Annotated in this window: 20 protein-coding genes; 14 read left to right on the forward strand and 6 right to left on the reverse strand. The window is 59.1% G+C overall.

Going from position 1 to position 25053, the window contains the following annotated elements; all coding sequences use genetic code 11:
- Positions 1–43 precede the first annotated feature (43 nt).
- Entirely contained in the window at positions 44–1048 is a 1005-nt protein-coding gene (locus BUA15_RS04925; RefSeq protein WP_245771921.1) for a porin, read from the forward strand.
- A gap of 55 nt (positions 1049–1103) precedes the next feature.
- The gene (locus BUA15_RS04930) at positions 1104–2693 is read left to right on the forward strand and encodes a sodium:solute symporter family protein (protein ID WP_072714849.1); all 1590 of its coding nucleotides are present in this window, start codon (positions 1104–1106) and stop codon (positions 2691–2693) included.
- A gap of 16 nt (positions 2694–2709) precedes the next feature.
- Here BUA15_RS04930 and BUA15_RS04935 read toward each other — a convergent pair whose 3' ends face one another.
- The 3 genes from BUA15_RS04935 to BUA15_RS04945 form a co-directional block, all read right to left on the reverse strand.
- Positions 2710–3084, reverse strand: a complete 375-nt coding sequence (locus BUA15_RS04935; RefSeq protein ID WP_072714850.1) for a regulator — start codon at positions 3082–3084, stop codon at positions 2710–2712.
- Between the two features lie 2 nt (positions 3085–3086).
- Positions 3087–3971, reverse strand: coding sequence for a KaiC domain-containing protein (locus BUA15_RS04940; RefSeq protein ID WP_072714851.1), 885 nt, complete (start codon positions 3969–3971; stop codon positions 3087–3089).
- 93 nt (positions 3972–4064) lie between these two features.
- Positions 4065–5141 carry a bis-aminopropyl spermidine synthase family protein gene (locus BUA15_RS04945; protein ID WP_072714852.1) on the reverse strand — a complete coding sequence of 359 codons (1077 nt, stop codon included), beginning with the start codon at positions 5139–5141 and terminating at the stop codon, positions 4065–4067.
- 617 nt (positions 5142–5758) lie between these two features.
- Here BUA15_RS04945 and tdh point away from each other — a divergent pair.
- The 5 genes from tdh (at position 5759) to BUA15_RS04975 (ending at position 10248) form a co-directional block, all read left to right on the forward strand.
- Entirely contained in the window at positions 5759–6808 is a 1050-nt protein-coding gene (gene tdh, locus BUA15_RS04955) for an L-threonine 3-dehydrogenase (RefSeq protein WP_178139380.1), read from the forward strand.
- A gap of 61 nt (positions 6809–6869) precedes the next feature.
- Positions 6870–8057, forward strand: a complete 1188-nt coding sequence (locus BUA15_RS04960; RefSeq protein WP_072714855.1) for a glycine C-acetyltransferase — start codon at positions 6870–6872, stop codon at positions 8055–8057.
- Between the two features lie 377 nt (positions 8058–8434).
- Positions 8435–8689, forward strand: a complete 255-nt coding sequence (locus tag BUA15_RS13700) for a c-type cytochrome (protein WP_178139381.1) — start codon at positions 8435–8437, stop codon at positions 8687–8689.
- 17 nt (positions 8690–8706) lie between these two features.
- On the forward strand, positions 8707–9915 hold the full coding sequence (locus tag BUA15_RS04970; protein ID WP_072714857.1) for a hypothetical protein: 1209 nt from the start codon (positions 8707–8709) through the stop codon (positions 9913–9915).
- A 15-nt stretch (positions 9916–9930) separates the two neighbouring features.
- Positions 9931–10248, forward strand: coding sequence for a c-type cytochrome (locus BUA15_RS04975; RefSeq protein WP_072714858.1), 318 nt, complete (start codon positions 9931–9933; stop codon positions 10246–10248).
- Positions 10249–10358: 110 nt separating this feature from the next.
- Here BUA15_RS04975 and BUA15_RS04980 read toward each other — a convergent pair whose 3' ends face one another.
- From BUA15_RS04980 to BUA15_RS04990, 3 genes are all read right to left on the reverse strand, one after another.
- Positions 10359–11243, reverse strand: a complete 885-nt coding sequence (locus tag BUA15_RS04980; protein ID WP_245771922.1) for a tetratricopeptide repeat protein — start codon at positions 11241–11243, stop codon at positions 10359–10361.
- Between the two features lie 128 nt (positions 11244–11371).
- Positions 11372–12115, reverse strand: coding sequence for an LOG family protein (locus BUA15_RS04985; protein WP_072714859.1), 744 nt, complete (start codon positions 12113–12115; stop codon positions 11372–11374).
- Positions 12116–12119: 4 nt separating this feature from the next.
- Complete coding sequence (locus BUA15_RS04990; protein ID WP_072714860.1) at positions 12120–12776, reverse strand: YiaD family glycine zipper/OmpA-like lipoprotein; 657 nt, start codon at positions 12774–12776, stop codon at positions 12120–12122.
- Between the two features lie 180 nt (positions 12777–12956).
- Here BUA15_RS04990 and BUA15_RS04995 point away from each other — a divergent pair, with 180 nt between their 5' ends.
- From BUA15_RS04995 to BUA15_RS05025, 7 genes are read left to right on the forward strand one after another with little or no spacing between them, the layout of a single operon-like run.
- Positions 12957–13955, forward strand: a complete 999-nt coding sequence (locus BUA15_RS04995) for a sugar phosphate nucleotidyltransferase (RefSeq protein WP_072714861.1) — start codon at positions 12957–12959, stop codon at positions 13953–13955.
- Positions 13952–16366, forward strand: a complete 2415-nt coding sequence (locus BUA15_RS05000; RefSeq protein WP_072714862.1) for an endonuclease MutS2 — start codon at positions 13952–13954, stop codon at positions 16364–16366. Before BUA15_RS04995 ends, BUA15_RS05000 begins: the two co-directional genes overlap by 4 nt.
- A 28-nt stretch (positions 16367–16394) precedes the next feature.
- The gene (locus BUA15_RS05005; protein ID WP_072714863.1) at positions 16395–17363 is read left to right on the forward strand and encodes a 2-hydroxyacid dehydrogenase; all 969 of its coding nucleotides are present in this window, start codon (positions 16395–16397) and stop codon (positions 17361–17363) included.
- Positions 17364–17372: 9 nt separating this feature from the next.
- The gene (locus BUA15_RS05010; RefSeq protein ID WP_072714864.1) at positions 17373–17831 is read left to right on the forward strand and encodes a DUF4783 domain-containing protein; all 459 of its coding nucleotides are present in this window, start codon (positions 17373–17375) and stop codon (positions 17829–17831) included.
- A gap of 16 nt (positions 17832–17847) precedes the next feature.
- On the forward strand, positions 17848–21885 hold the full coding sequence (locus tag BUA15_RS05015) for a HAMP domain-containing sensor histidine kinase (protein ID WP_072714865.1): 4038 nt from the start codon (positions 17848–17850) through the stop codon (positions 21883–21885).
- 12 nt (positions 21886–21897) lie between these two features.
- Positions 21898–23250 (forward strand): Trk system potassium transporter TrkA, encoded by a 1353-nt coding sequence (gene trkA / locus BUA15_RS05020; RefSeq protein ID WP_072714866.1) that lies wholly within the window; start codon positions 21898–21900, stop codon positions 23248–23250.
- A gap of 3 nt (positions 23251–23253) precedes the next feature.
- A complete protein-coding gene (locus BUA15_RS05025; RefSeq protein WP_072714867.1) occupies positions 23254–24738 on the forward strand; it encodes a TrkH family potassium uptake protein in 1485 nt (494 codons plus the stop codon).
- Positions 24739–25053 lie beyond the last annotated feature (315 nt).

A 25053-nucleotide genomic window follows, 5' to 3' on the forward strand; every position in this document is an offset into this window, starting at 1 on the left:
CCCTGTAGTATTACAGCTTACTGCAGGCAACCTGAAAAAAAGGATGATGCGGTATTTCCGGTGCGGAATCGCTCTGCTCAGCCTGTTGCTCACAGGAACGCTTTATGGTCAGGGACGAGTCAGTGGACTGGCTTTCGGGGATTTCTACTACATAGCGCGTCATCACAATGCTGAGCTGGAAGGACAAAACGGATTCTGGATCCGGCGCATTTATTTAACCTATGATCAGAAGCTGGACGAAACCTTTGCCTGGCGGTTACGCCTGGAAATGAACTCGCCGGGCAATTTCACGGCAGGCAACGCAACGCCTTTCGTAAAGGATGCCTATCTGCGATGGAAGCTGAACGACCTGCATGCGCTATACCTGGGCATTTCTTCATCGGCGCTGTTCAACCTGGTGGAATCGGTCTGGGGGTACCGCTCCGTTGAAAAAGCTCCGGCAGATTTGCAAAAACTGGGATCGTCGCGGGAGTTTGGCGTTGCGCTGAAAGGACGCCTTACCCGGGATGGACGAGTGCGGTATCATGCTACGTTTGGTAACGGAGAGGGAACGAAGGCAGAAGGATACCGAGGAAAAAAGCTGGCGCTGGCGCTGCAGTTTTTCCCATCCAGGCCATTGATTCTGGAGTCTTATGTGGATTATGCGCGCCTGCAGCAAGGCGCCTCGCTGACGACGTGGCATCTTTTCGGGGCTTACCGGACCGAAGGCTTCCGCGCTGGGGTGGTGTATGAAAGGCAGCGCGTTCGTGCGGCGGGAGGAAGCGACCGCATGCTGCGCTATGTTTCGGGATTTGTGGTGGGGCGTGTGCAGGAGCGCATGCACCTGTTGGTGCGCATGGATCGGCTGCTGGATCCTAATCCGAAAGGCGCCTCCATTTCCTATCTACCCTTTGCCACAACTTCAAAAGCCACGTTGTGGATTCTGGGAGTAGATGTGGCCGTAGCGCCGCAGGTTCATTTTATTCCGAACATTGAATGGATCACCTATGACCAAGAAGCCCTGCGCGCCGATCTTTACCTTCGCGGGACGTTCTATTTTCGTTTCTAAATAACCGGAAAAGGCCTATCTTTCCGAAGCTCCGAAGGACTCGCCTGCCAACACGATGATTACGGCGCTGGATTATGCCGTCATTGGCGCCTACTTTGCCGGACTTATTCTGCTCTCTTACCTTATTGGACGGCGCTTTCAGGGACGAGCGGACTATTTTCTGGGAGGCCGGCGCATGCCTGCCTGGGTGATTGGATGTTCCATTATCGCTACCCAGGCCAGTGTCATCAGCATGATCAGCGCGCCAGCGTTTGTAGCCTTGCGACCAGGGGGCGGTCTCCAATGGCTCCAGTATGAGTTCGCCGTACCCCTGGCCATGATTCCCGTGGCTGCTGTGCTGGCGCGCGCCTTTCATCGCGCCGGCATTATTACCGTCTACGAATACCTGGAGCAGCGTTTTGGCGTGGCGACTCGGCTGCTGTTCAGCCTGATTTTCCAGCTCAGCCGTAGTCTGGCTACAGGCGTTGCTATCTATGCGGCTGCCATTTTGCTTTCGACCATCCTGGATACGTCTCTGCCTGTTTCCATTTTGTTGGTCGGAGGCATTTGTTTGCTGTACACAACTATCGGCGGGATTGCCGCGGACATCTGGAGCGACGTGATTCAGCTTTTTGTGCTCTGGGCAGGGATTTTCATTGTGTTGGGGTATGCGCTGAAGGTGGGAGGCGGATGGGAACAGCTACTAGCGCACGTGCCCACCGATCGATTGCAGGCGCTTGAGCTGACCGCGCATGGATGGGGCGACGGGGCTACTTTTGGGTTCTGGCCGATGTTGCTGGGAGGACTGTTTCTGTACACCTCCTACTACGGATGCGATCAGAGTCAGATTCAACGGGTACTGTCCACGCCGGATGAGGACACCGCCCGCCGCGCGCTTTTTCTGAACGGAATCGGACGCTTTCCGCTGGTACTTTCTTACATCCTGGTAGGGGTGTTTTTTGCCGGTTTTGTGCAGGCGGTACCGTCGTTTGCAGCGGCCGTACCTGCCGACCATCCGGACTACATGATTCCGCTCTTTATCAAGCAATACGTGCCTCCAGGTATTACGGGGGTGCTGCTGGCTGCCATGTTTGCTGCGGTCATGTCGAGCATCGACTCAGCCTTCAACGCACTGGCAGCAACAACCGTCCAGGACGTCTATGCCCGGTACCTGCGCCCTCAGGCCAGTGATCGGCATTATTTGAAGGTTTCGCGGCTGCTTACGGTAGTCTGGGGGACAATCTGCACAGGATTTGCGTTTCTTGCAGGCGGGGTTGCCCCTACCGTCATTGAAGCCATCAACAAGATCGGATCGGTCTTTTACGGCCCTATTCTGGCAGCCTTTCTGCTCGCTATTCTGAGCCGACGGGCTACCGGTGCGGGGGTTATTGTGGGATTGCTGGCGGGCGTGGGGGTTAACCTGGTACTCTGGTTGGCCTTCGAAGCCGAAGTGTCCTGGCTCTGGTGGAATGTAACCGGCTGTCTGGCAACGCTTGGCGTAGCCACGCTGCTTCGCAGCCGAAGCGCAACAGCTTCCCCCTTCCCCCTGGAGATCAAGCAGGAGCTCCAGGCATATCGCGGACTCTACGCGGGGCTATTGGCTTATAGTCTGGTCATTATGGGCGTGTCGGCTGGCCTTGCCTACGTGATCCGCTGGCTGGGGTAGTGCAGGCAAGGCAGCTTCACCCTGCCTGCGAGGCCGTTTCACGCTGGAGGGCCTTGTAGGCCAACCGAGCCAGGCCGCCAGCAACATGCACGTTGCGTTCCGAGGGCTCTTCCTGGTCCAGTCGTTCTCGGACGGCTTCGGTCGAAGCCCGGAGTAAGTTGCGCGTGGCAGCCGTTGAGAGGCCCAGAAAACGGGCAATTTCATCAGCCGATCGATGATGCTCGGCCTCCAGCACCACCGCATAGGCGGCTTCCATCAGGCTGGGCAGCCAGGTCAGGCGTTTGCGCTCGATCAAGCCACGCGGACCACCGGCCAGCTCAATGGCCTTCAGAAAAACCTGCAGGGCGCGTTGGTCGAGATCCACAGGTTGTGGAATGACTTCAACCGGCATGGCTACGTCTCGGAGGTTGATGCTACCGGGGAGGTCTGATGCAGCACCTGAAGGCTGGGGCCGATGCGGACCAGTCCCTCCGGTGTGATATCCAGCACGTGGGTGCTGGTGTCGTGCCCGCAAAGCCGGCAGCCATCGATACGAAACAGCCGGACCGTTTCGCCAAGGGGCAAGCGGTAGAGCCGGGCCTGTTGGACACTGGTAATGGGCTGTTTGGCCAGCACCAGCGTGCCGTCAAGAATATGCCCTACCGCATACCCCCCGGCCGCTTCGGCCGTGAGCAACTCGTGGCCGCTGCGTTTCTGGGAAACCAGCAAGGCGGTCTGGCGCCACTTTTTTAAAAAGGAAAAGATCGGTCGCACCACGTCGCGGGCCAGCATTTCCCGTGCTTCATAAAGACCGGTGATGGAATCGATTACAAGAGCCCGCACGTGGTAGGTTTTTATGGCGTGCGCTAACGTATTGAGCAGGGTGGGTAGATCCTGAAGCAGAATTGTATGCGTGGCCGCGTCGATGAGCACAATGCGTTCTTCGATGGCCTGCCAGTCGGTGCCCATGGCCGCCGCCCGGGTGCGCAGGCCCATGGCGACAAAGGGTGCCGGGTTCTCGGTGGTCAGAAAGAGACACCCGTGACCCTGGCGAGCCTGCGCTATGACAAACTGCTCGACAAGCAGGGTTTTGCCGGTGTCGGCTACGCCGGTAACCTGGAGAACGGCATAGCGAGGAATGCCGCCCAGCGGCCTGCGTACCGGGCGATGCGCTTGCCAGACCGTAGTGAAGAATAGGTCATCCAGTCCTTCAACTCCTGTGGGAACCCCTTCCAACTGAGGGGCGGCGGCTGCTGCATGGCGCAGCGAAACAACCGCTTCAACCACCGGTCCGGCCATAAAAAAGCTACCGGCTGTTTCGCGACAACCGGTAGCGTCAAACGTTCGTTCCGTCGAATCGCTTCGCGCTGTATGTAATGGGTTTGTAATACGTTAGGTGGTAGCAGCCTCTTCGTCGCTGAAGATGTCTCCTTCGACGGCCGTATTTTCCAGGGCAGGCGTGCGCAGCAGCTCAATGCGATGCAGCGCCGAGTAATACCAGGAGCGTTCGGGTGGGCGGTGTGTGGGAAGCCATTTCCAGGAGCGCATCGACTCGATATATCCCCAGTTGATGTACGCGCTAAAGTCATCCAGTAAGTCGGTGAGGACAGCGCCACTGTCGAGCAAAAAGCGCTGGATGCGCGCCCACTTCTCATAGCTTGATTCTACGTGGGTCAGGCCAAAATAGCCTGCGCAACCTGGACCGCGCAGGGCCATGAGTCCTCGCTCAATGGTCGTCTTAAAGCCCAGAAAACTTTCGGTAGGATCGGTCATAAAGGTGTCAAAACTGCGGAGCCATGATGTAGGCAGTGGGTCGCGCAGGTCGTAGCGGACGGCTTCAAGCCGGTCAAGTCCTTCGCGGCGAGCCACCTCGTTAATGAACTGGATCAACCGTTCATCAATATCAATGGCTAAAATGCGGGCAGGGGCGCCGGTAAGAGCGGCGGCAATGCTCATAAGGTCATCGTCCCCCAGCACAATGATGGTTTTCCCTTCCAGATCGCCGCGATGCCAGGCAAAAGCAATGCGCGAGAGGGTGGTTGCTTCGGTGACAAAGCCTTGATCATAGGCCTGAATGGCTTCGGGGCGTTGCTTGCAGATCTCTGCAAAGCGGGTAACCACCTGTTCAGGCAACGTGTGATAGTCAACCCCTCGCCCTTCGCAGTGCGGGCAGGTGGCCTCGCGCGCTGGCGCAACGCCCAGCGCTTGCGCCAGGGCCTGACCGCTTTTGGTCAGGCGCAGCGCACCGTCCCGGGCTTCCAGGAGCTCCGCAGCGATGAGCTGGTGCCAGAACGCAGTGAGCGCCCGCAGGGGCACATGGCTCAGCCGAATCGCTTCCCACAGATTGTCGGTGGTCAACAGAGCCGCCAGCGCCCGTTTGGCATCGCGCTCAGTGAAAGGGACCGGTGCCTGCTGGCGCGTTTGCGCAAGTAAATGGGACAGATGCTGGATGGCTTCCTGGCTCGTCATAGTATGGAAAAAATTTTGAGTGCGACCGGATCAAATGGATTGAAACAAAAGCTAAAGGACTGGTCCCGTCGATGCAACTTGTTGGGCAAATCTTGATCTTGAAGGATAGAAAAAACGATGCCCGAGTAAACCTGCAGCTATTGTCTTCAAGAGCGTTAGCGGAGTGGGATGCGATGTGCAGGGGAAGCTCAGAGGAATCGAAGAGGGCTTTCATGGGGCTGTTTCCGTTCTTAGTTGCACGCTATCTCTGAGCATTACAGTGGCCTCGGTTAGCCTGTGCATTTCCGGAGGCTGAAACTTTCCGGCAGAGTGCAACCGCACGGAGCTCCGGACCGCTCGGTTGTTGCCGGCGCTGCCGAAGACCATGCTGCCCATCTGGATTGTTCGGTGCTGCTGAGTCAGTGCTGAGGATTTTCGCGACAATGACGGGTTCTTTCCTGTAAAGCCGTGATGGACAGATTGGCGGAGGGGAACGGGGCCACCTCTTTTTCATGGAAGGCGCCCGGCTTTTAGCCAGGTGCGTTGTATTTTTTCCGACAGACGGCAGGGCTGTCTCAGACAGGCAGTCTGCGTTGAAAGGCAAGCAAAAGGCAAAGTTGGAGAAGATGCCGATGACCATGAAAGCACTGGCCAAGACGCGTCCGGGACCCGGGTTAGAATTGATCGAGACGGACGTGCCCCGGCCGGGCCCTCGGGACGTGTTGATCCGGGTGAGGGCTGCGTCGATCTGTGGCACCGATGTGCACATTTACCGGTGGGATGCCTGGAGCCAGCATCGCATTCGTCCGCCGTTGATTCTGGGACATGAGTTTGCGGGTGAAATTGTTGCGGTAGGTGAGGAGGTGGAAGGGTTAGAGGTGGGACAGTTCGTATCGGCGGAAGGGCACATTGTAGATCATACCTGTGCGGCCTGCCGAGCTGGCCAACTGCATCTGTGCCGGAATGCGCGGGTGATCGGAATCGACCGTCCGGGCGCGTTTGCTGAATATGTATGCGTTCCTGCGGAGAACGTCTGGGTGAATGCCCTGGATGTCCCCCCTGAAATCGCTTCGCTGCAGGATCCGTTTGGCAACGCCGTGCATGCAGCCTACGCATTTGATCTGGCCGGTCGGGCCGTGCTGGTCAGTGGATGTGGGCCCATTGGCCTGATGGCTATTCCGGTGGCTCGCGTAGCTGGAGCGCGGCTCATTGTGGCCACGGACCTTAACGAGCGGCGGTTGGCTTTAGCTCGACGCATGGGAGCTGATGTAACGCTGAACCCTCAACAGGATGATGTGGTAGGCCAGGTGCGCACGCTGACGGGAGGCGATGGCGTAGATGTTGTGCTGGAAATGAGCGGGGCACCGGCCGCTATCTACGCAGCGCTGGAAGCGCTTCGGCCCGGTGGACAGGTGGCCGCCCTTGGGCTAACGGCTGCGTCGATTACGCTTGACTGGAACGAGCACGTGGTGATCAAAGGGGCAACCGTGCAGGGCATCTACGGCCGCAAGATCTGGGATACCTGGCATCGCATGCGGGCGCTGCTCCAGACAGGTGCCGTCGATCTCAGTCCCCTGATTACGCACCGTTTGCCTCTGGAAGACTATGAGCAGGCGTTTCGGCTCCTGATGCATCCGGGCGACGAAGTCGTTGCCAAAATTATTCTATATCCCAATGGCATGGATTAACGTTTCAGAACCTGCTATTTTGAACGGAGAGCAAAAGCGCTGAACCCAACCGGAATGCGCCATGAACCATCCGTTGAGCTGGATTGATGACGAACTGGCCGCCTTAAAAGAAGCAGGGCTGTACACGCACATTCGCACCATTGAATCGCCCCAGGGCGCCTGGTTGACCATTGAGGGGAAACGCGTGCTGAACTTCTGCTCCAACAACTACCTGGGACTGGCGAACCACCCGCGTCTGGTGGAGGCGGCGCGCAAGGCCATGGAGCAATACGGGGTCGGTCCCGGTGCCGTGCGAACCATTGCGGGTACCATGACGCTCCACGTAGAACTGGAGCGTCGGCTGGCTGCCTTCAAGGGGGTAGAAGCCGCGATTACGTTTCAGAGTGGCTTTGCCGCCAACCTGGCGACGATCCCGGCCATTGTCGGCCGGGAAGACGTCATCTTCAGCGATCAGTTAAACCATGCCAGCATCATCGATGGCTGCCGCCTGAGCCGCGCTAAAATCATCGCCTATCCCCACAACGACGTCGATGCCCTGGAAGACCTGATCAAAGAGCATGGCCCCCAGTATCGCCGCAAGCTCATCGTGACCGATGGGGTGTTTAGCATGGACGGGGACATTGCACCGCTGCCGCGTCTGGCAGAGCTGGCCAAGCGGTATGGCTGCATTCTAATGGTAGACGATGCCCATGGCGAAGGCGTGCTGGGCCGAGGAGGGCGGGGCATTGTCGATCATTTCGATCTGCACGGAGTGGTTGATATTGAGGTGGGCACCATGTCGAAAGCGTTCGGCGTAATGGGAGGTGTCGTGGCCGGAAGCCGACGGCTGATCGAATGGCTGCGCCAGCGTGGCCGGCCGTTCTTGTTTTCCAGTGCCATGACGGTTCCCGATGTGGCAGCCTGCCTGGCAGCCATCGACCTGCTGGAGGAGAGCACCGAACTGGTCGAGCGTCTGTGGGACAACGCGCGCTACTTCAAGACCCGAATGCAAGCGCTGGGCTTTGATACGGGCAAGAGCGAAACCCCCATTACTCCCATTATGCTGGGAGAAGCGCCGCTGGCGCAAGCGTTTAGCCGCCGCCTGTTTGAGGAAGGGGTCTTTGCGATGGCCATTGGCTACCCCACTGTGCCCAGAGGCGCTGCCCGCATCCGTGTGATGCCCAGTGCTGCGCATACGCGTGAAGACCTTGATTTTGCCATCCAGGCCTTTGAGAAGGTTGGCCGAGAGCTGGGCGTGCTTGTCGCATAAAATCCGCACGGCACCAGAAAGCCCCGAGGTCTAAAAACACCTCGGGGCTTTTTATTTTATATGTAATGATGTCAATAGTGTAATGATTTCATAAATATAAATGTATCTTAAAACATTAATTTTTAAATGTAACTTTTTATGCACATGCTTGCCAGTCGGACTTTTTTTGTTTAAACATAAAAATGATTTCGGTAAACGATGACTAAGCAGAAGGTATGATGCGAAGCACTTTCTGGATATTGCTCTTATTCGGTCTTGGAAGTGGTTTAGGGCTCTCCTTTCAGCGGCCTGTAGCGGTGCAGAGCAAGTGGAAGGCACCTGCCTGGGCAGATACCCTGAAGAATCCTTATGCCAACAGGGTAGAAGAGGCCCTCAAGATGGGCGAAAGAATTTATCAGCAACAGTGTGCCGTCTGTCATGGCCCCAGAGGTCGAGGGGATGGACCGGCCGGTATGGCTCTCAATCCTCGACCGGCCGATCTGACCAGCAAGGCCGTTCAGGCGCAGACCGATGGGGCGCTTTTCTGGAAGATCAGTGAAGGTCGGGGAGCAATGCCTGCCTTCAAGGGCATGTTAAGCGAAGCAGAGCGGTGGCAGGTGGTTACCTACGTACGCACCTTAGCCCGGAAATAAACCATCATGAGGAGGCAATGAAACGATTCCTATATATCCCGTGGGTCACGCTCTGGCTACTTATGGGCGTCTCTTCGCTTCAGGCCCAGCGGCTGGATCCGACGCCTGGCCAGAGTCTCTTTACCGTGCGCGGGTATGCGCATTCTGGACTGGAATTCCGCAAGTTCGAAGGCGAACCGCTGAACAGTAGCTTTGTCGGCGGAAGCTTTAATCCCATCTTTCTCTGGCGACAGTCAGATCGACTGCTTTTTGAGGGGGAGCTGGGCGTGGCTTTTGATGAGGGAGAGGTAACGTTCGATCTGGAATACGCAAATGTCGCCTATAAATTGACCGATCGGGTGACGGCTCGGGTCGGGCAGTTCCTGTTGCCCTTTGGGATTTTTGTGCCCAACCTGCATCCGGCCTGGATCAATCGGCTGCCTACCGCCCCGCTGGGGTTTGACCACCATAATCCTGTCGGGCCGACAGCCGACTTTGGCTTCGAGCTGCGCGGCGCTTTTCCGCTGGGAGAAGGACGGTTGACCTATGCGGTTTATGTTACCAACGGACCGGCTTTGCTGGACGGAGCGGATAATCCGGCCGAAGCCGGGCGTCTGGTCTTCAGTCAGGTGGAAGACAACAACAGCAACAAAGCGGTAGGCGGCCGTCTCAGCGTGCTTCCCTTTTCGAATCTTTCGCTGGAAATCGGACTCTCTGGCCAGTACGCGCGTGTTGGGGCAGATGGGTCGGACTATGAAAAGGTAGCTGCGCGGATGTACAGCGTGGATATCAATCTGGTCCGCACGCTGCCGGCTCTTCGGAGCGTGCTCAACGTCAAGGGACAGTACAACGCCGTCCAGGTCGATCGCGCTACCTATCCAGGAGCAGGACCGCTCACGTCGCGCACGTTTGACAACACCAGTTGGGCCTATTTCCTGCAGGCCTCCCTGCAGCCTTCTTTTGTGGCCCATGCGCTGCTGCGTCACCTGGAGCTGGTGGGACGCGTTTCGCAGATGGAACTGGCACCAGAAGCGCCGTGGGGAACGCGGCAGCGTGAAGTTGCCATCGGGCTCAACTACTGGATTGACTGGCGCACGGTCGTCAAGTTCAGCTATCTGGTTATTAACGCGCTGGACGAAGCGCATGAGGAAGAAGGGGGGATGCTAAAGACAGAAACGGTTGGCGAAGCGCATGGGGAGAAGTTCTTTAAAAACGCCTTCATGATTCATATTGCGATAGGATTCTAATTGAGAACCGAAGCCATGAAACGCTATACCTTACTGACGTGCGTGGGGCTGCTCAGCGCAGGGTTACTCGGCTGCAGCCCGGTAACCTTCAGCGCAAGCGTAGCCGACAACACCGAACAGACTGCCAGGCCGCCTCGGCCACGGGTCCTGGACACAAAACCTGGCGTGCAGCTCTGGGGAGAAAACTGCATCCGCTGCCACAACGCGCCTCCTCCTGCTGCGTTCGGGGATCCCGAATGGGAGATCATTACCCACCACATGCGCGTGCGCGCAAACCTGACTGAAGAGGAAGTGCAGAAAATTCGGGCGTTCCTGATTTCATCGAACGGTTAAGCAGGCGCAGTCCGGGCAGCGGCGCATGCAGATGATCCGGCAACGCTCTTGATACGAAAGGCCCGCTTTTGCGGGCCTTTCGCGGATACCTGAACGTGCTGGGGTTTCGATTACCGGGACGAGGAAAGCTGCGACAGGTAATGCTCAGCAGGCGCTTTGTAGCTCCCGTACAGCGCGTTGCTGAAGGCCTGACGCGCATTTTCCTTGTCACCCATCAGCATATAGGCCTCGCCCATTACAAAGTAGATTTTAGCCTTATCGGTACGGCTTCCCCGGTGCAGCTCCAGTGCCTTCTGGGCCATCTCTACGGCTTTCGCATACTCACCCAGTGTCTTCAGCGCTTCGGCGTAGTAGTAGTACACATCGGCGTCCGGGGAAACGTCCTCAATCTGGAGCAGCTCATCCAGATAGCCAATGGCCTCGCGTGCATCTGAAGGCCGAGGATTGCCTCCATTGCGAGCCAGTGTGCTGGAGGCCAGGTAGAGGTAATGATCCCGAATAGCCTTGCCAGCAGCGCGCAGGGATTGACGATCCCCTGCTTCTTTACTTACGGCCAGCGTTTGCTTCAGCGTTTCCAGCCCCTCTTCCAGGCGCTCAAGCTTAAGCAGCGCCAGTCCTTTGCCTAAGTAATTCTTGGGATAGGAGGGGTCGTGCTCAATGCCCTTGGTGTAATGCTCCAGCGCTTTGTCATACTGCTCATTGCGATAAGCGCGCAGGCCAAAGTTGTAGTCGAGCTGGGCCACAATGCGCAACGCTTTCTGAGCTACTTCCTCGTCGTTGGCCTGCCGGGCCATCTCAGCAGCCTGCAGAAAGCCCTCGTAGGCCTTCTGATATTGTTTGGCTTTGGCGTCCTCCAGCGCCTGATTAAATACCCGCTTGTACTCCTCGGACTGCTGGGCCCGGGTGGTCACGGGGATCAACGTGGTCATCCAGAAGGCAACGCCCAGCAGGAAGAGCCCGGAACGAATCGCTCCCATGCGTCCTTTCTGCATCATCGTTCTCTGGTTGGAGTGTTTGGAAATTCGAAACTTGTAGCGAGGCCGGGATTGAAGACAAGGCTTAAAGATACAAGTTCCGGCGCTAAAAAGAAAGATAACGGTTTTTTTACCAAAACTGCACAGTATTAGAAGTTAGGACCTAATGCACGTTCCCGGTAGAAGGTTTCGATAATCTGGACTGCTTCTTCTGGCGCATCGGTCAGTTTAAACAGCTCCAGATCCTCGGGAGAGATATTGCCAGCAGCCAGCATTTCGCTTCGAAGCCAGTCGATGAGCCCTTTCCAGTAGTCGGTGCCCATGAGAATAACCGGAAAACGAGTGGCTTTGCCGGTCTGGATGAGCGTCAGGGCTTCAAAGAGTTCGTCCATGGTCCCGAAACCGCCAGGCAGCACGATGAAGCCCTGGGCGTATTTGACAAACATCACCTTGCGTACGAAGAAAAAATCAAAATTAATCAGCTTGTCGCGGTCAATGTAGGGATTGCTCTCCTGTTCGTGGGGAATAACGATGTTCAGGCCAACCGACACGCCGCCTGCTTCTTTGGCGCCTTTGTTGGCCGCTTCCATAATGCCCGGGCCGCCTCCGGTGATTACGCCGAAGCCGTGCTCAACGAGACAGCGGCCTACTGCTTCGGCCAGTCGATAGTATCGGTGGCCGCGCGGCGTGCGCGCCGAGCCAAAAATGGATACGCAGGGACCAATGCGCGAGAGCGTCTCAAAACCTTCGACAAACTCCGACATAATGCGGAAAATGCGCCAGAGATCTTTAATCTGGCGCTGCTGCCACGCCAGCGCCTCCGCTTCGGTCAGCTTGCTGAGTGGATGGCGGGCATGCCCATCCGTCCGCGACAGGGGAAACAGCTTGTCCATTTTTTCAATACGATGATTGCACCTCTTTTCGGAACGCCTCACTAGCAAAAATCGCGATTTCGACGCGTCGGTTAAGTTGGCGTCCTGCTTCTGTAGCGTTAGAAGCTATCGGCTCGGTTTCGCCTTTCCCTAACGTGCGAATGCGGCTGGGACGAATGCCCTGGCGCATGAGGAAGGCGGCGGCTGCCTCGGCGCGTCGCTCAGAAAGGCGCTGGTTATAGGAGGCCGGACCGGTGCTGTCGGTGTGGCCTACAATGAGCACTTCTGTGTCGGGATATCTCTTCAAACTGTGGGCCAGGCGCCGCAGCTTCTCTCGGGCCTCGGGGCGCAGCACTGCTGAGTCAAAATCGAACAGAATGCCTGCATCGAACGTAACCAGAATGCCTTCCCCAATGCGTTCGATGCGGGCATCAGGCAACTCCTGTTGCATTTCAGCCGCCTGGCGGTCCATGCGCTGCCCGATTATAGCGCCAACCGTGCCCCCTACCATAGCGCCCAGGATAGCGCCTCGGGCCGTATTGCCTGTCGCTTTCCCAATAGCGCCGCCTACTACCGCACCTGCTCCTGCACCGACGGCAGCTCCCTGCTCTGTGTGGCTCAGCCGAGCGCACCCGGCCAGCAGTAGGCTCAGGGCTACAAGCACATAACCTGCACGCTGCATACGATCACGTAACCTCTGGTTCTTAGATTCCGGACGTCCCGGGTCCCAATCAACTACGGTGCCGAACGCCGCCTTTTGGCAAAAGTCGATGGATGAAATGCGCCGGAGCACACCCATTCCTTAGCACAGGTGTCCTATCTTTGAGGCCGAACGTGCTCATCAAAGTAAGCAGAAAGCACCATGAAGCTGATCATTCCCATGGCCGGACGAGGGACGCGCGTGCGGCCTCATTCGCACGTGACGCCTAAGCCGCTGCTGCCCGTCAAGGGCAAGAGCATGGTGGAGCGCATCGTGGACACGTTTAACCGGGTGCTGCCGCGTCATCTGGACGCAGGAATCTTTGTGCTGGGCCCAGATTTTGGCGAGGAGATCCGCGCGCAGCTTCGGGACATCTGCAGTCGGCACCATATGGAGGCGCACTTTGCGGTGCAGCCGGTGGCCGAAGGAACAGCGCATGCTGTCTACTGCGCCGGCGACCACCTGGAAGGAGAAGGCATCGTGGTGTTCGCCGATACGCTTTTTGAAATGGAGCCCAATGTCGATCTGAAAGGCGCTGACGTGGTTATGTGGGTCAAGGAGGTGGAGGATCCTCGACGCTTTGGAGTGGCCGTGCGCGAGGGGGATCGGGTCGTGGCGCTGGTCGAAAAGCCCGCAGAACCCATCTCATATGAGGCGCTGATCGGGATCTATTACGTGGCAGATCTGGGCGTCCTGCGCCGCTATATCCAACAGCTCATTGACCACAACATCCGGGGGCACGGAGGGGAATTTCAACTGACGGACGCCTTCGATCGCATGCTCAAAGACGGCTACGTCTTCAAGACCGCTACTGTCACGGAGTGGCTCGACTGTGGCACCATTGAAGCGCTTATGGAAACGACGCGCCATTTGCTGCACAAAGAGCAGGATACGCTTCGGCTGGGCACCGTCGAAAACAGCGTTGTGCACGAACCGGTGTATGTCGGGCCCGGAGCACGGGTAGTCGATTCAGTCGTCGGGCCCAACGTGTCAATTGAAGCCGGGGCGGAAGTGCGCGGCTCGGTAGTGCGCAACAGCATCCTGTTTGCCCATGCGCGCGTTGAAGGCGTCGTGCTGGCCGACTCCCTGGTAGGGCAGCACGCAGAGGTGCGCGGTCATCCGCAGCGCCTGAATGTTGGCGATCACTCAACGGTGCAATGATGGCGGACGGCGCAGCGCTGCGCTGCTATCCGGACACGCTGGAGACGCGGCTGGGCTTTGACGTCGTGCGCGAGGCGCTCAGGGCGCATGCGCGCAGCGCATTGGGCGCCGAGGCGGTCGCGCAGCTCCGGCCGTTGCGGGATCTGGCAGCGGTCAGGGCCGAGCTGGCCCGGGTTGAAGAGCTGCAACAGGCGTTGCGTTTTGATGATCCTGTTCCGCTGGAGCACCTGATCGACCTGCGCCCCTGGCTCGCGCAAGCTGCACCCGAAGGCGCCCGGCTTGAGGGCGAGGCGCTGGAGGCAGTGCGGCGCGTGCTGGTAACGATCCGGCTGCTGGCTCGCTATTTTCAAGAGCGGCGACAGAAGTACCCGGCGTTGGCTGCCCTGGCCGAACGCCTGACACCCCTTCCGGAGCTGGAGCGGCAACTGGCGGCTGTTGTGGATGAAGAGGGGCAGGTGCGAGACGACGCCTCCCCCGAACTCCGCCGCCTGCGCCGCCGGCTCGCTCAGCAACGCCAGCGGCTCCGGGAAACCCTGCTCGAAGCACTCCAGGAGGCCATCCGGCAGGGCTATGCAACCGAAGCGCAACCTACCCTTCGTAACGGACGCATGGTCATTCCGGTGCGCGCCGAAGCCCGCCGCAAGGTGCCCGGCTTTGTGCACGACACCTCGGCCTCAGGGCAGACGGTCTATATCGAACCGGCGTCCTGTCTGGAATTAAACAACGCCGTGCGCGAGCTGGAGCTGGCCGAGCAACGCGAGATCGATCGCATTCTGCGAGAAGCTACGGGGTGGCTCCGTCCTCATCTTTCCGCGCTGGAGGCTTCGCTCGACGTGCTGGGGCATTTTGACTTGCTTCAGGCCAAGGTGCACCTGGCTGAGCTGCTCGAAGCGCATGTGCCTGAAGTCGCAAATGATGGCATCATTGATCTGAAAGGTGCACGCAATCCCGTACTGGTATTGCACTTTCGGCGGCTCCGAGAGACAACCGGCCAGGTGCGTGAGGTAGTGCCGCTGGATTTGAGCCTGGGGCGCACGTACCGTACGCTTATCATTACCGGTCCCAACGCAGGGGGCAAGACGGTTGCCATGAAAACGGTAGGGCTACTGGTGCTCATGTTGGCCTGCGGGCTCCCTATCCCTGCGGATCCCGCCTCGCATGTGTCCCTCTTCGATCAATTGCTGATTGATATTGGCGATGAGCAATCGGTCGAAGCCGACCTGTCCACCTTTAGCGCCCACATGACCCATATGGCGTACATGCTGGCGCACGCGGATGAGCGCACACTGGTGCTGATTGATGAAGCCGGAACGGGAACGGATCCAGACGAGGGGGCGGCGCTGGCGCAGGCCATCCTTGAGACGCTGACGCGGCGAGGTGCTCGCACGATTGCGACCACTCACCACGGGGCGCTCAAGGTGTTTGCCTATGAAACCGAGGGTGTCGAAAATGGCTCCATGCAATTCGATCAGACGACGCTTCGGCCCACCTACCGTTTTCAGCCTGGGGTACCTGGTTCATCGTACGCTTTTGAAATTGCCCGGCGCATGGGCATTCCCGAACCGGTGTTGGTCCGAGCGCAGACGCTTGTAGGACGGCAGCAGGTAGCGCTGGAGGCACTGGTTCGGACGCTCGAGCAACGTACGCAGGAGCTGGAAACCCGCCTGGCTGTCCTGGCGGAAGAGCAGGCGCGTCTCGAACGGCTTCAGCGCGAGTACAGGGAGCAGCGCGAAAGGCTTGAAACTGAAACCGAGGCGATTCGGCAGCGGGCGCTTGAAGAAGCGGAACAATTGCTGCAAGAGGCCAACGCGCGCATTGAACGCACCATTCGAGAGATCAAAGAGGCACAGGCCGAACGGGAAGCGACGCGAGCAGCGCGAGAAGCGCTGGAGCGTTTCCGGCGACGCGTGCGCGAGCAGCGGCGTAAGGCGCGCCCTCAGCCGTCGGGTTCCGAGGAACCGCGGCCAACACTGGCTGTGGGAGACCAGGTGGTGCTTGACGAGGGCGGTACCCCGGCGGAGGTGCTGGCGCTGAAGGATGATGAAGCGTTAATTGCCGTAGGGTCTTTGAAGATGCGCGTGCCGGTAAGTCGACTGCGCCGGCTAAACCGGACCGCTCGACGCGCGCACCAGCGAGCGGCTGCCTCAACGTCGCTTCCGGCCCTGCAGGCGCGCACGCGCATTGACGTGCGCGGCTATCGGGTAGACGAGGCGTTGCAGGCCGTTGAACGCCTCATTGATGAAGCGGTGGCTGGCGGCTTACGCGAAGTAGAGGTGCTGCATGGTAAGGGCACCGGTGCCCTGCGACAGGCTATCCGCACCTACCTGCAGGGACGCTCTGACGTAGCGCGCTTCGAAGATGCTCCGTGGGAGCAGGGGGGGCCGGGCGTTACTCGCATCTGGTTGAAGTAATCCCTCACCATGGAACGCAGACAGGCCTATGGCACGCATCGTAGTTACGCGACCCGTCATGGAAGAAGGTCTCCGACCGCTGTTGGACCAGGGCTACCAGGTGGAGGTGCTTGAACCGGATCCTGCACAGCCGCTCGACGAAGAGGCGCTTATTGCAGCCGCCCGGGAAGCAGAGGCACTGATCACCATGCCCTCGGATCCGATAACGGCCCGGGTGCTGGCATCTTGCCCCCGATTGCGCATTGTGGCGCAACATGCCGTGGGCTATGAAAACATTGACCTGGAAGCTGCACGCCAGCGCGGAATCGTGGTAACCCACACGCCCGGTGTGCTAACCGAGGCTACTGCCGATTTTACATTTGCCTTGTTGCTGGCCCTGGTGCGTCGGGTGCGGGAGGCGGATCGCTACGTGCGCGCCGGACATTTTAAGCGCTGGGAGACCAAGCTGTTGCTGGGATATGATCTGCACGATAAGGTGCTGGGCATCGTAGGTTTAGGGCGCATCGGAAGTGCAGTGGCAAGACGGGCGCTGGGGTTTGGCATGCGCGTTGTCTATTATAACCGGCGACCGGCCAACCCGACCGTCGAGCGGCAGAGTTGCGCGCGCTACGTGTCGTTTGATGAGCTGCTGCGCATCAGTGATGTGATTTCCATACACTGTCCGCTTAATAAAGAGAGCTATCACCTGTTCGATCAGGCCGCCTTTGCGAAGATGAAGCCAACCGCTGTACTGGTCAACACGGCACGGGGAGCTATAGTGGACGAGGCGGCCCTGGTCGAAGCACTGAGGCATGGGCAAATTGCCGGAGCGGCGCTAGATGTATTTGAGCACGAACCTCAGGTGCATCCCGGATTGCTTGAAAGTGATCGGGTGGTGCTGGCGCCCCACCTGGGCAGTGCAACCGTCGAGGCGCGGACAGCTATGGCCCGAGCCTGCGCCGAAGCCGTTCTGGCCGTGCTGAACGGGGCCGAGAAAATTCCATACCGATTGGTGTAGCGGTACGATATGCGGGTAAAGCTTGGGGTGACCAATAGCAGCCAGCCAGTGCGGTGGGGTTGGATACGGGTAGGCGTATTAGCGCTGTGGCTGCTTGGAGGGACCTGGGGGCAGGCGCAGCCAGCAGATTCGTTGCGTCAGGTACTGGTTGAAGCCCTGGCGCAGGGCGATGCCGCGCGACTGCTGGAGCAAGCGCCCACGCAGGTAGAGTTAGCTTTGCTGGGGCGCGGGCAGCTCTATAGCCGCATGCAGGCCCGTTACGTATTAATGGACTTTTTCCAGGCATACCCCCCCCTGCGCGTTGAACTGGAAGAGGATCGGTTGCTGGAACCGCATCGATTTCTGGTCGGACGGTACTGGTATGCGCAGGCGGCTGCCCCTTTCCGGGTATACATGCGGTTGCACCGTGAGTCGGGCTCATGGAAACTACAGGAGTTGCGGGTAACGGCCGGCCGTCCGCGATGGTAGCGGAGCGATAGGGGTCATGAACACCCGACACGTTCATTCAGCATCTCGCCGCTACCTGCAGGTTACCCTGCTGCTTATCGGCTTGTTGCTTGGCACCGGTGCATTTCGGGTAATTCGGCTGGCCTGGCTGGAGCGTCATGTAGAGCGCGCGCGGCAGGCGCAATTGGATCGCGTGGCCGCCCGTATTGAAGCCGAACTGCTGGCCCGGCAACAGCGACTGCTGGCGCAGGCCCGTCGCTTAGCGCAGCACCCGACTGTTCAAGCTGCTCTGGAAAGGCTTCGCCAGGAAGATGGGCGCAGTTGCCCTGAAGCACTCGTTGCCCTGCTGGCACGCCAGAAGTTACCTGAGCGCGCAGGTATTGAGGTCTACGACGTTGTCCCTCAGCGGGTAGCCTGGGCCGGGCTCAGCATGCCCGTAGGGACCATTCCAAACACCGAAGCCTTTCTGCAGCAGGTCCAGGTAGAACTGGTGGAGGATCCTCCCTGGCGGCTGGCGCTCAGTCTCTGGCATCCGGTGGTCGATGCGCGGGGGCACCCCATTGGAGCTGTGCGCGTGCTGGACGTGTTGCGCTGGCAGATGCCTGTCGAGAATATCTACCTCGACACCTATAACCGGTTGCGGTTATGGGAGCGCGAGCTCGGAGTGAGCGTGGAGATCCTGCTTCCCGGGCAGGTTGCACCTCCTGAGGGGAAGGCGGCCTACACCCTGTCGGCTCTCAACGGCACTCTGGGCATTTTGCGTTTAGGTATTCCTTCGGCCTCTCGGGTACTACGGGATGCAGCGCGGCGCATAGATCACCTCCTGGCGCTGTGGGCCACGGCCCTGCTTGTCTGGGGCATGATCGGACTGGTACGCTGGATGCAGGCCGCGCGTGCGAATCCGCGCCGTCTGCTAGGCCGCGCCATAATTGTCGGACTGGCATGGTGGGGGGCACGGTACCTGTTGCTTGCGCTGGACGTGCCCAATCGCTGGCAGCGCGGACGCACTCCACTGGCCCCTCTGTTCGATCCAGCTCATCTGGCCTCGGCCTTTGGAGGAGGGTTGATGCGGTCGATTGGCGACTTGCTGTTGACTGCCCTGTTTGCCCTGGGATTTGTTCTGGGAGTACGCTGGGTCCTGAACGAGTGCGTTCGACGTGCGCCTACCCCCACTTCGAAGCCTGCCCTGCTTGCTATCGGTGTCCGGCTGGCAATGGGTGGTCTGATGCTGGCCCTGGTGCTGCTATGGGGACTGCTGGTGCGGCATAGTGTTCTGGACAGTACCCTTGACTATCTGGCGCGGACTGGGCTGTTTCCGTCGCGGCTTGTGCTGCTGGTCTGGTCGGCCCTGCTGATTCTGTTGCTGGCCCTGCTGATTCTGCTGGAGACGTTGGGGCGCGGAATCAAACAATGGGGCGGAAGCAGACCGCAAACATGGCATGGCAGGCTAGGAGTGATTGGCGGTATCACGCTGGTTGTTGTAGGCGGTACCTATGCGCTCTGGCCGCCTGTTCGGCTGGTCCCCTTTCCGGTTGCTCTGGTACTGGTAGGGGGTGGGCTGGCTGCCTCGTACAGGACTGTGCGGTGGCCTCAGGCAGGGCGCTGGCTGACGCTGCGCGCGCTCTTGCCGGTACCGTTTGTGTTCAGTTTGCTGCTTTATCCGGTGCTGTTTACCGCCCTGGATGCGCAGCGCCGCATGCAGATGGAACGTGCGCTGGAGCAGTTTGGACAGGGGCAGGATCCCCGGCTCGTTTTTGCAATGGAGCAAGCGCTGCAGGAACTGGCCGCCGATAGTCTGCTGGCTGCATGGTTAACGACGCGTCCTGATGCTGCCCGTTTCGACTCCCTGGTGGAGGCCCGGCTGCGCGGCTCACTCCTGTTTTCCCTGCGAGGCACCTACGAAGTGCACCTGACCTTCTTCGACGCACAGCAACGGCCCCTTGGCCGCTATGAAAGCGGCCAGACTCGCTCAGCAGCTGAGTTGCTGGCGCAGGATGCGGCTGCGCTGGCCGTTCTATGGGAAGCGTTTCGCCAATCGGAAAACGCACTACCGTTTATCACCCAGCTTCATGGGCGACGCGAGTCGGCCCGATTGCAGTATGCCGGGTTTACTCTGGTCCCTGATGCGGCAGGGCAGGCAGCCGGTTGGATCATGGTGCGGGCTGCGTCGATCAGTCCACTCTATGGAGTCGAGACCCCCTTCCCGCGCGTGCTGGTACCTGCTGGTTTTGCGGGAATGCTGCAGGAAGGATTATCGCTAGCGGAGTTTCGCAACGGCGTGCTGGTGCGCAGTCAGGGGCGAGCATTTGCGCGTTATCAGTTGGATCCGGAAGTGACACGGAAACTTCAGCACCAGCCGGCATTGTGGCGCTACGAGACCGAAAATGCGCTCGCCTATCTGACTTACTATCGACGCATTGACAAAGACGCGTCAACGGTGCATGCTGCTCGCCTGCCGGCGCTGACGCGCTTTGACCACCTGTACTATCTGTTGCGTCTGACGCTTACGGGTCTGCTTTTGATGCTTGGCGTGTACGCAGGGGGTCTGGTATACCGCTGGCGTCGGGGCTGGTTATTTCTTCCCGAAGCACGTTTTCAGGATCGGGTGCTCAATGCACTGGTGGGGGTAGGGTTCATTGCAGTGGTTGTGGTAGGTCTGGTGGGCGTGCGCGTTCTGGAAGGCGAAAGCCAGCGGGCCGTGCAGGCGTGGCTGCGTCAGTACCTGGATCGCGTAGAGCATGCGTTAACACGGATCGCTCGTCCCGGGGAGTGGCCGTACCAGGTGCTGGACCGCATTCCTCTGGATTCCATAGCCCGGCGCGTCGGGTTGGATCTGCAGCTTTACCGGAATGGACAGCTTATCGCCACAACACGCCCCCGGCTGGTGCGCGAGCGGCTGATTGAACCCCTTATGCCTATTGCAGCCTATGAGGCCCTTTACTGCCGGGCGCAACGGTCGGCTTTTGTGCCAGAGCGCCTGGGTACGTTTGCCTACTGGACGGGTTTTCGGGCCCTGCTGGATGAGGCAGGCCGGCTTCGCTACGTGGTAGCTGTCCCGGCCCTGCCTGAGCAGGAGCGCTTGGAGGAGGAGCGGGCCCGCACCGTAGCCTATCTGTTCGGGGCGTTGTTGCTGTTAATGTTTCTGGTGTTGCTGACGGCCTGGCTGGTGGCGCGGGCGCTCGGGCGGCCGCTCGCCCGCTTGCGGGAAGGGCTCCAGGCAGTGGCGCGTGGGGAGCTCGACCGACCACTTCCGGTTGAATCGCGCGATGAGCTGGGCACGCTGGCGCGCACCTTTAACTGGATGCTTCGCCAGTTGGCTGAAAGCCGAGAACAGCTAGCCCGTCAGGAACGCGAGTTGGCCTGGCGCGAAATGGCCCGGCAGGTAGCGCATGAGATCAAAAATCCGCTGACGCCCATGAAGCTGGCCGTGCAGCATCTACGCCGCGCTTTTGCGCAAAGCGATGATCCCGGTAAATTTGCAGCCCTGTTTGAGCGCGTTACCACAACGCTTATTGAGCAGATTGATACGCTGGCCCGTATTGCCGCGGATTTCTCGACACTGGCGCGCATGCCCACCCGGCGGCTGGAGCCGGTAGATCTCAACGAGGTCATCCGAGAGGCGGCGCGTCTGATGGAAGCTGAGGCGGGCCAGTCCATTGAGCTGGCGCTTTATCCGGAACCGCTGATTGTGCAGGCCGACCGTGAGGAGCTACGACGGGTCTACATCAATCTGATCAAGAACGCTTTGCAGGCACTGGTGCCGGAACGCCCGGGACGCGTGCGGGTTACCACGCGCCTGGAAATGGACGAGCCCAATGCCGGACGCCGGTGGGCCTATAGTACCGTGGAAGACAACGGACGCGGCATTCCAGAAGCGCTGCGTCCGAAAATTTTTGAGCCGAATTTCTCCACAAAGACCGGGGGAAGTGGATTGGGACTGGCCATTGTGCGGCAATGTGTTATGGACTTGCAGGGCACCATTGGCTTTGAGTCGGAAGAGGGCGTCGGGACAACGTTCTGGCTACGGTTACCCCTGGCTTCAGACGTGCAGTCAACAAAAGCCTCCAGAGGCTAAGCAGGTTGGCCTATGCGTGTGGTGATTATCGGGGCCGGTGAAGTCGGGTTCGATGTGGCCCGTATTCTGTCGCTGGAGCAGCATGATGTGGTGGTGGTCGATACGGATCCCACCGTGCTGGAGCAGGTAGCGCAGCGGCTGGATGTGCTGACCGTGCAGGGGAGCGGCACGTCCATCCACACGCTCGAGGCCACCGGCATTCGCGAAGCCGACATGCTGATTGCCGTGACGGCTATTGACGAAGTGAACCTGATTGCCTGCATGATGGCCGACCGGCTGGGCGTAGCGACCACGGTGGCCCGCGTGCGCTCCGATGTGCTGGGACGGGCCGAGTCGGTGCTGAAGGCGAGTGAGCTGGGCATTGATCTGCTCATTCATCCCGAAGAAAGTACGGCGGCAGAGATTGTCCGCTTAATCCGGCGCGCCGGGGCAACCGACGTGCTGAACTTCTGCGATGGACGCCTGCAACTGGTGGGCATGCGCCTGGACCCGCAGGCGCCCGTGCTGGGACGGTCGCTCCGCGAGTTAGCGGCTGAGTTGGCTCCGCTGCGCTTTCGGGTGATGGCCATCAGCCGGGGGTTTCGTACAATCCTGCCGCATGGCGACGAACGACTGCAGCGTAACGATCAGATTTTTGTGCTGGCACGTCCCGGAGAAATCCCCGTGATCGCCCGCGCTATGGGGAAGCTGGAGGCACCCATTCAGCGCATCATGATCCTGGGGGGCACCAAGGTAGGGGCCTATGTGGCGCGTCAGCTTGGCCGCGAAAAGAATCGACAGATCAAGCTCATTGAACCGGATCGCGAGCAGGCAGAACGACTGGCTGAAAGGCTGGAGCATGTGCTCGTGCTGCACGGCGACGTTACCGACATTGATCTGCTGGTCAGTGAAGGGCTGGGGGAAATGGACGCCTTCGTAGCCGTTACAGACGACGAGGAGTCGAACCTTGTGACCTGTTTGATGGCCAAGCATCTGGGCGTGCGCAAGACGGTTGCCTTGCTGTCTAAGACCGCCTACGTACCGATCAGCCAGACCATCGGGCTGGATGCAGCGGTCAGCCAGAAGCTGGCTGTTTCACGCGAAATCTTACGATTCCTGCGGGGGCGCCATGTCCTCAGCGTAGCTACCGTGTACGGGCTGAATGCTGAGATTCTGGAAATTGAAGCCAAGCCGCGAGCACCTGTGGTTCGCAAGCCGCTCAAAGCCCTCAAACTGCCCCGGGGCGTACTGATTGGCGCGCTGCTGCGTGATGGTCAGGTGGAAATTGCCACCGGCGACACTCAGATTCAGGCAGGAGACCGGGCGATCGTGTTCGTGACGCCCGAGCAACTGGCCGAGGTGGAACGGCTGTTCGACAATCGCTGAGCCATGGTTTTAAATCTGCAGGCGCTGGCAGCCACGCTGGGGGCGTTGCTGGGCTTTCTAGCGGTTGCTCTGCTGCTGCCGGCTGGCGTTGCCCTGGTCTACGGAGAACCTCACTGGCAGCCATTTGTCCTCTCCGCACTTTTGACGGCCGCCGTAGGAGGCCTGCTCTGGCTACTTGGCGGACGCCGTCCCCATGAACCTGGCATCCGAGAAGGGTTTGCCATTGTAGCGTTGGCGTGGCTGGTGCTTGCGCTTTTCGGGGCGCTGCCTTTTGTGCTGGGCGGCGTACTGGCCTACACGGATGCCTTTTTTGAGACGATGAGTGGCTTTACCACGACGGGAGCTACAATCCTGGGGGGCGCGCGCACGCCGGAGATCGAATCGCTGCCGCGGGCCTATTTGTTCTGGCGAAGTCTGGCGCACTGGCTGGGCGGAATGGGCATCATTGTGCTGACGCTGGCGATTCTGCCCATTCTGGGCGTAGGGGGCATGCAACTGTTCAAAGCCGAAGTGCCCGGTCCAACGGCAGACAAACTAACGCCGCGTGTTCGAGAGACTGCCCGCCGTCTGTGGCTGATTTACGTGGGCCTTACCGCGCTGGAGATGCTGTTGCTACTGCCTGTTATGGACTGGTTTGACGCCCTCAATCATGCCTTTGCCACCATGGCTACGGGCGGCTTTTCAACCAAGAACGGCTCGATCGGGCAGTTTGGCTCGGCCTATGTCGAGTGGGTGATTACCCTGTTTATGCTGCTGGCAGGTGCTAACTTTGCGCTGCACTATCGCCTGCTGCATGGCCAGTGGCGCTCGGTGGTGCAAGACACCGAACTGCGCGTCTATCTGCTTATTGTAGCGGGAGCTACCGTACTGATTACCCTGGGTATCTGGGCGCCGCTCCAGTCTGAAGGAAACTACCAGACGTATCCGGCACTGACCGATGCGCTCCGGCACGCCGCCTTTCAGGCCGCCTCGATTATCACCACAACGGGCTTTGGCACGGCCGACTACGAGCAATGGTCGCCGCTGGCAGTAGGCGTGTTGTTTCTGCTGTTTTTTGTAGGCGGTATGGCTGGATCAACCGGAGGCGGGATCAAGGTAGTGCGACACGTGCTGCTTTTCAAGAACTCGTTTCGCGAATTGAAACAGCTCGTGCATCCCCGGGCGATTGTGCCGGTGCGGTTGAATGGCCGTATGGTCAGTGATGAGGTGATGCGTAACGTCCTTTCCTTTTTTGTCTTGTACTTTGGGCTGCTGGGCGTAGGAACGCTGGCGCTAAGTGCTCAGGGCGTAGATCTGCTGAGTGCGTTTGGGGCTGCGCTGTCCTGTCTGGGAAATATCGGACCGGCATTTGGTGCTATGGGACCGGCGGAGAACTACGCGCATCTTCCAGGGCTGGCCAAATGGGTGCTGGCCGTGTTGATGCTGATCGGACGGCTGGAGATCTTCACTGTGTTGATTCTGGTAACGCGGGCTTTCTGGCGACGTTAATTTTTGTGAAGAAGTGTGGAAGAATTGCATTTCTTTTTTTTTGAAGACAATTGTGTCGAAATTCCTTTCCTTTAATAAGGAAGCGCATCCATATCCAAAAAAATAATCATGAATGCTGGTAATTTGTTAATAAGTTTAGATGGAAAGCGCTACCAGTCCTGTATGGAAAGGATTGTCTGCAGGCAGGCTGCGCTATGAGCAACCCGTTGACAGCAGGCCATTTTGCATGTTAATTACGCGGCACAACGACGAACGCCACGCTAGTCATGCGATACGGACGTCACCAGGAGCTGATAGGTAAGGCAAGCGGTCGAA

This window comes from Rhodothermus profundi (assembly GCF_900142415.1).
Taxonomy (GTDB): Bacteria; Bacteroidota; Rhodothermia; order Rhodothermales; family Rhodothermaceae; genus Rhodothermus; species Rhodothermus profundi.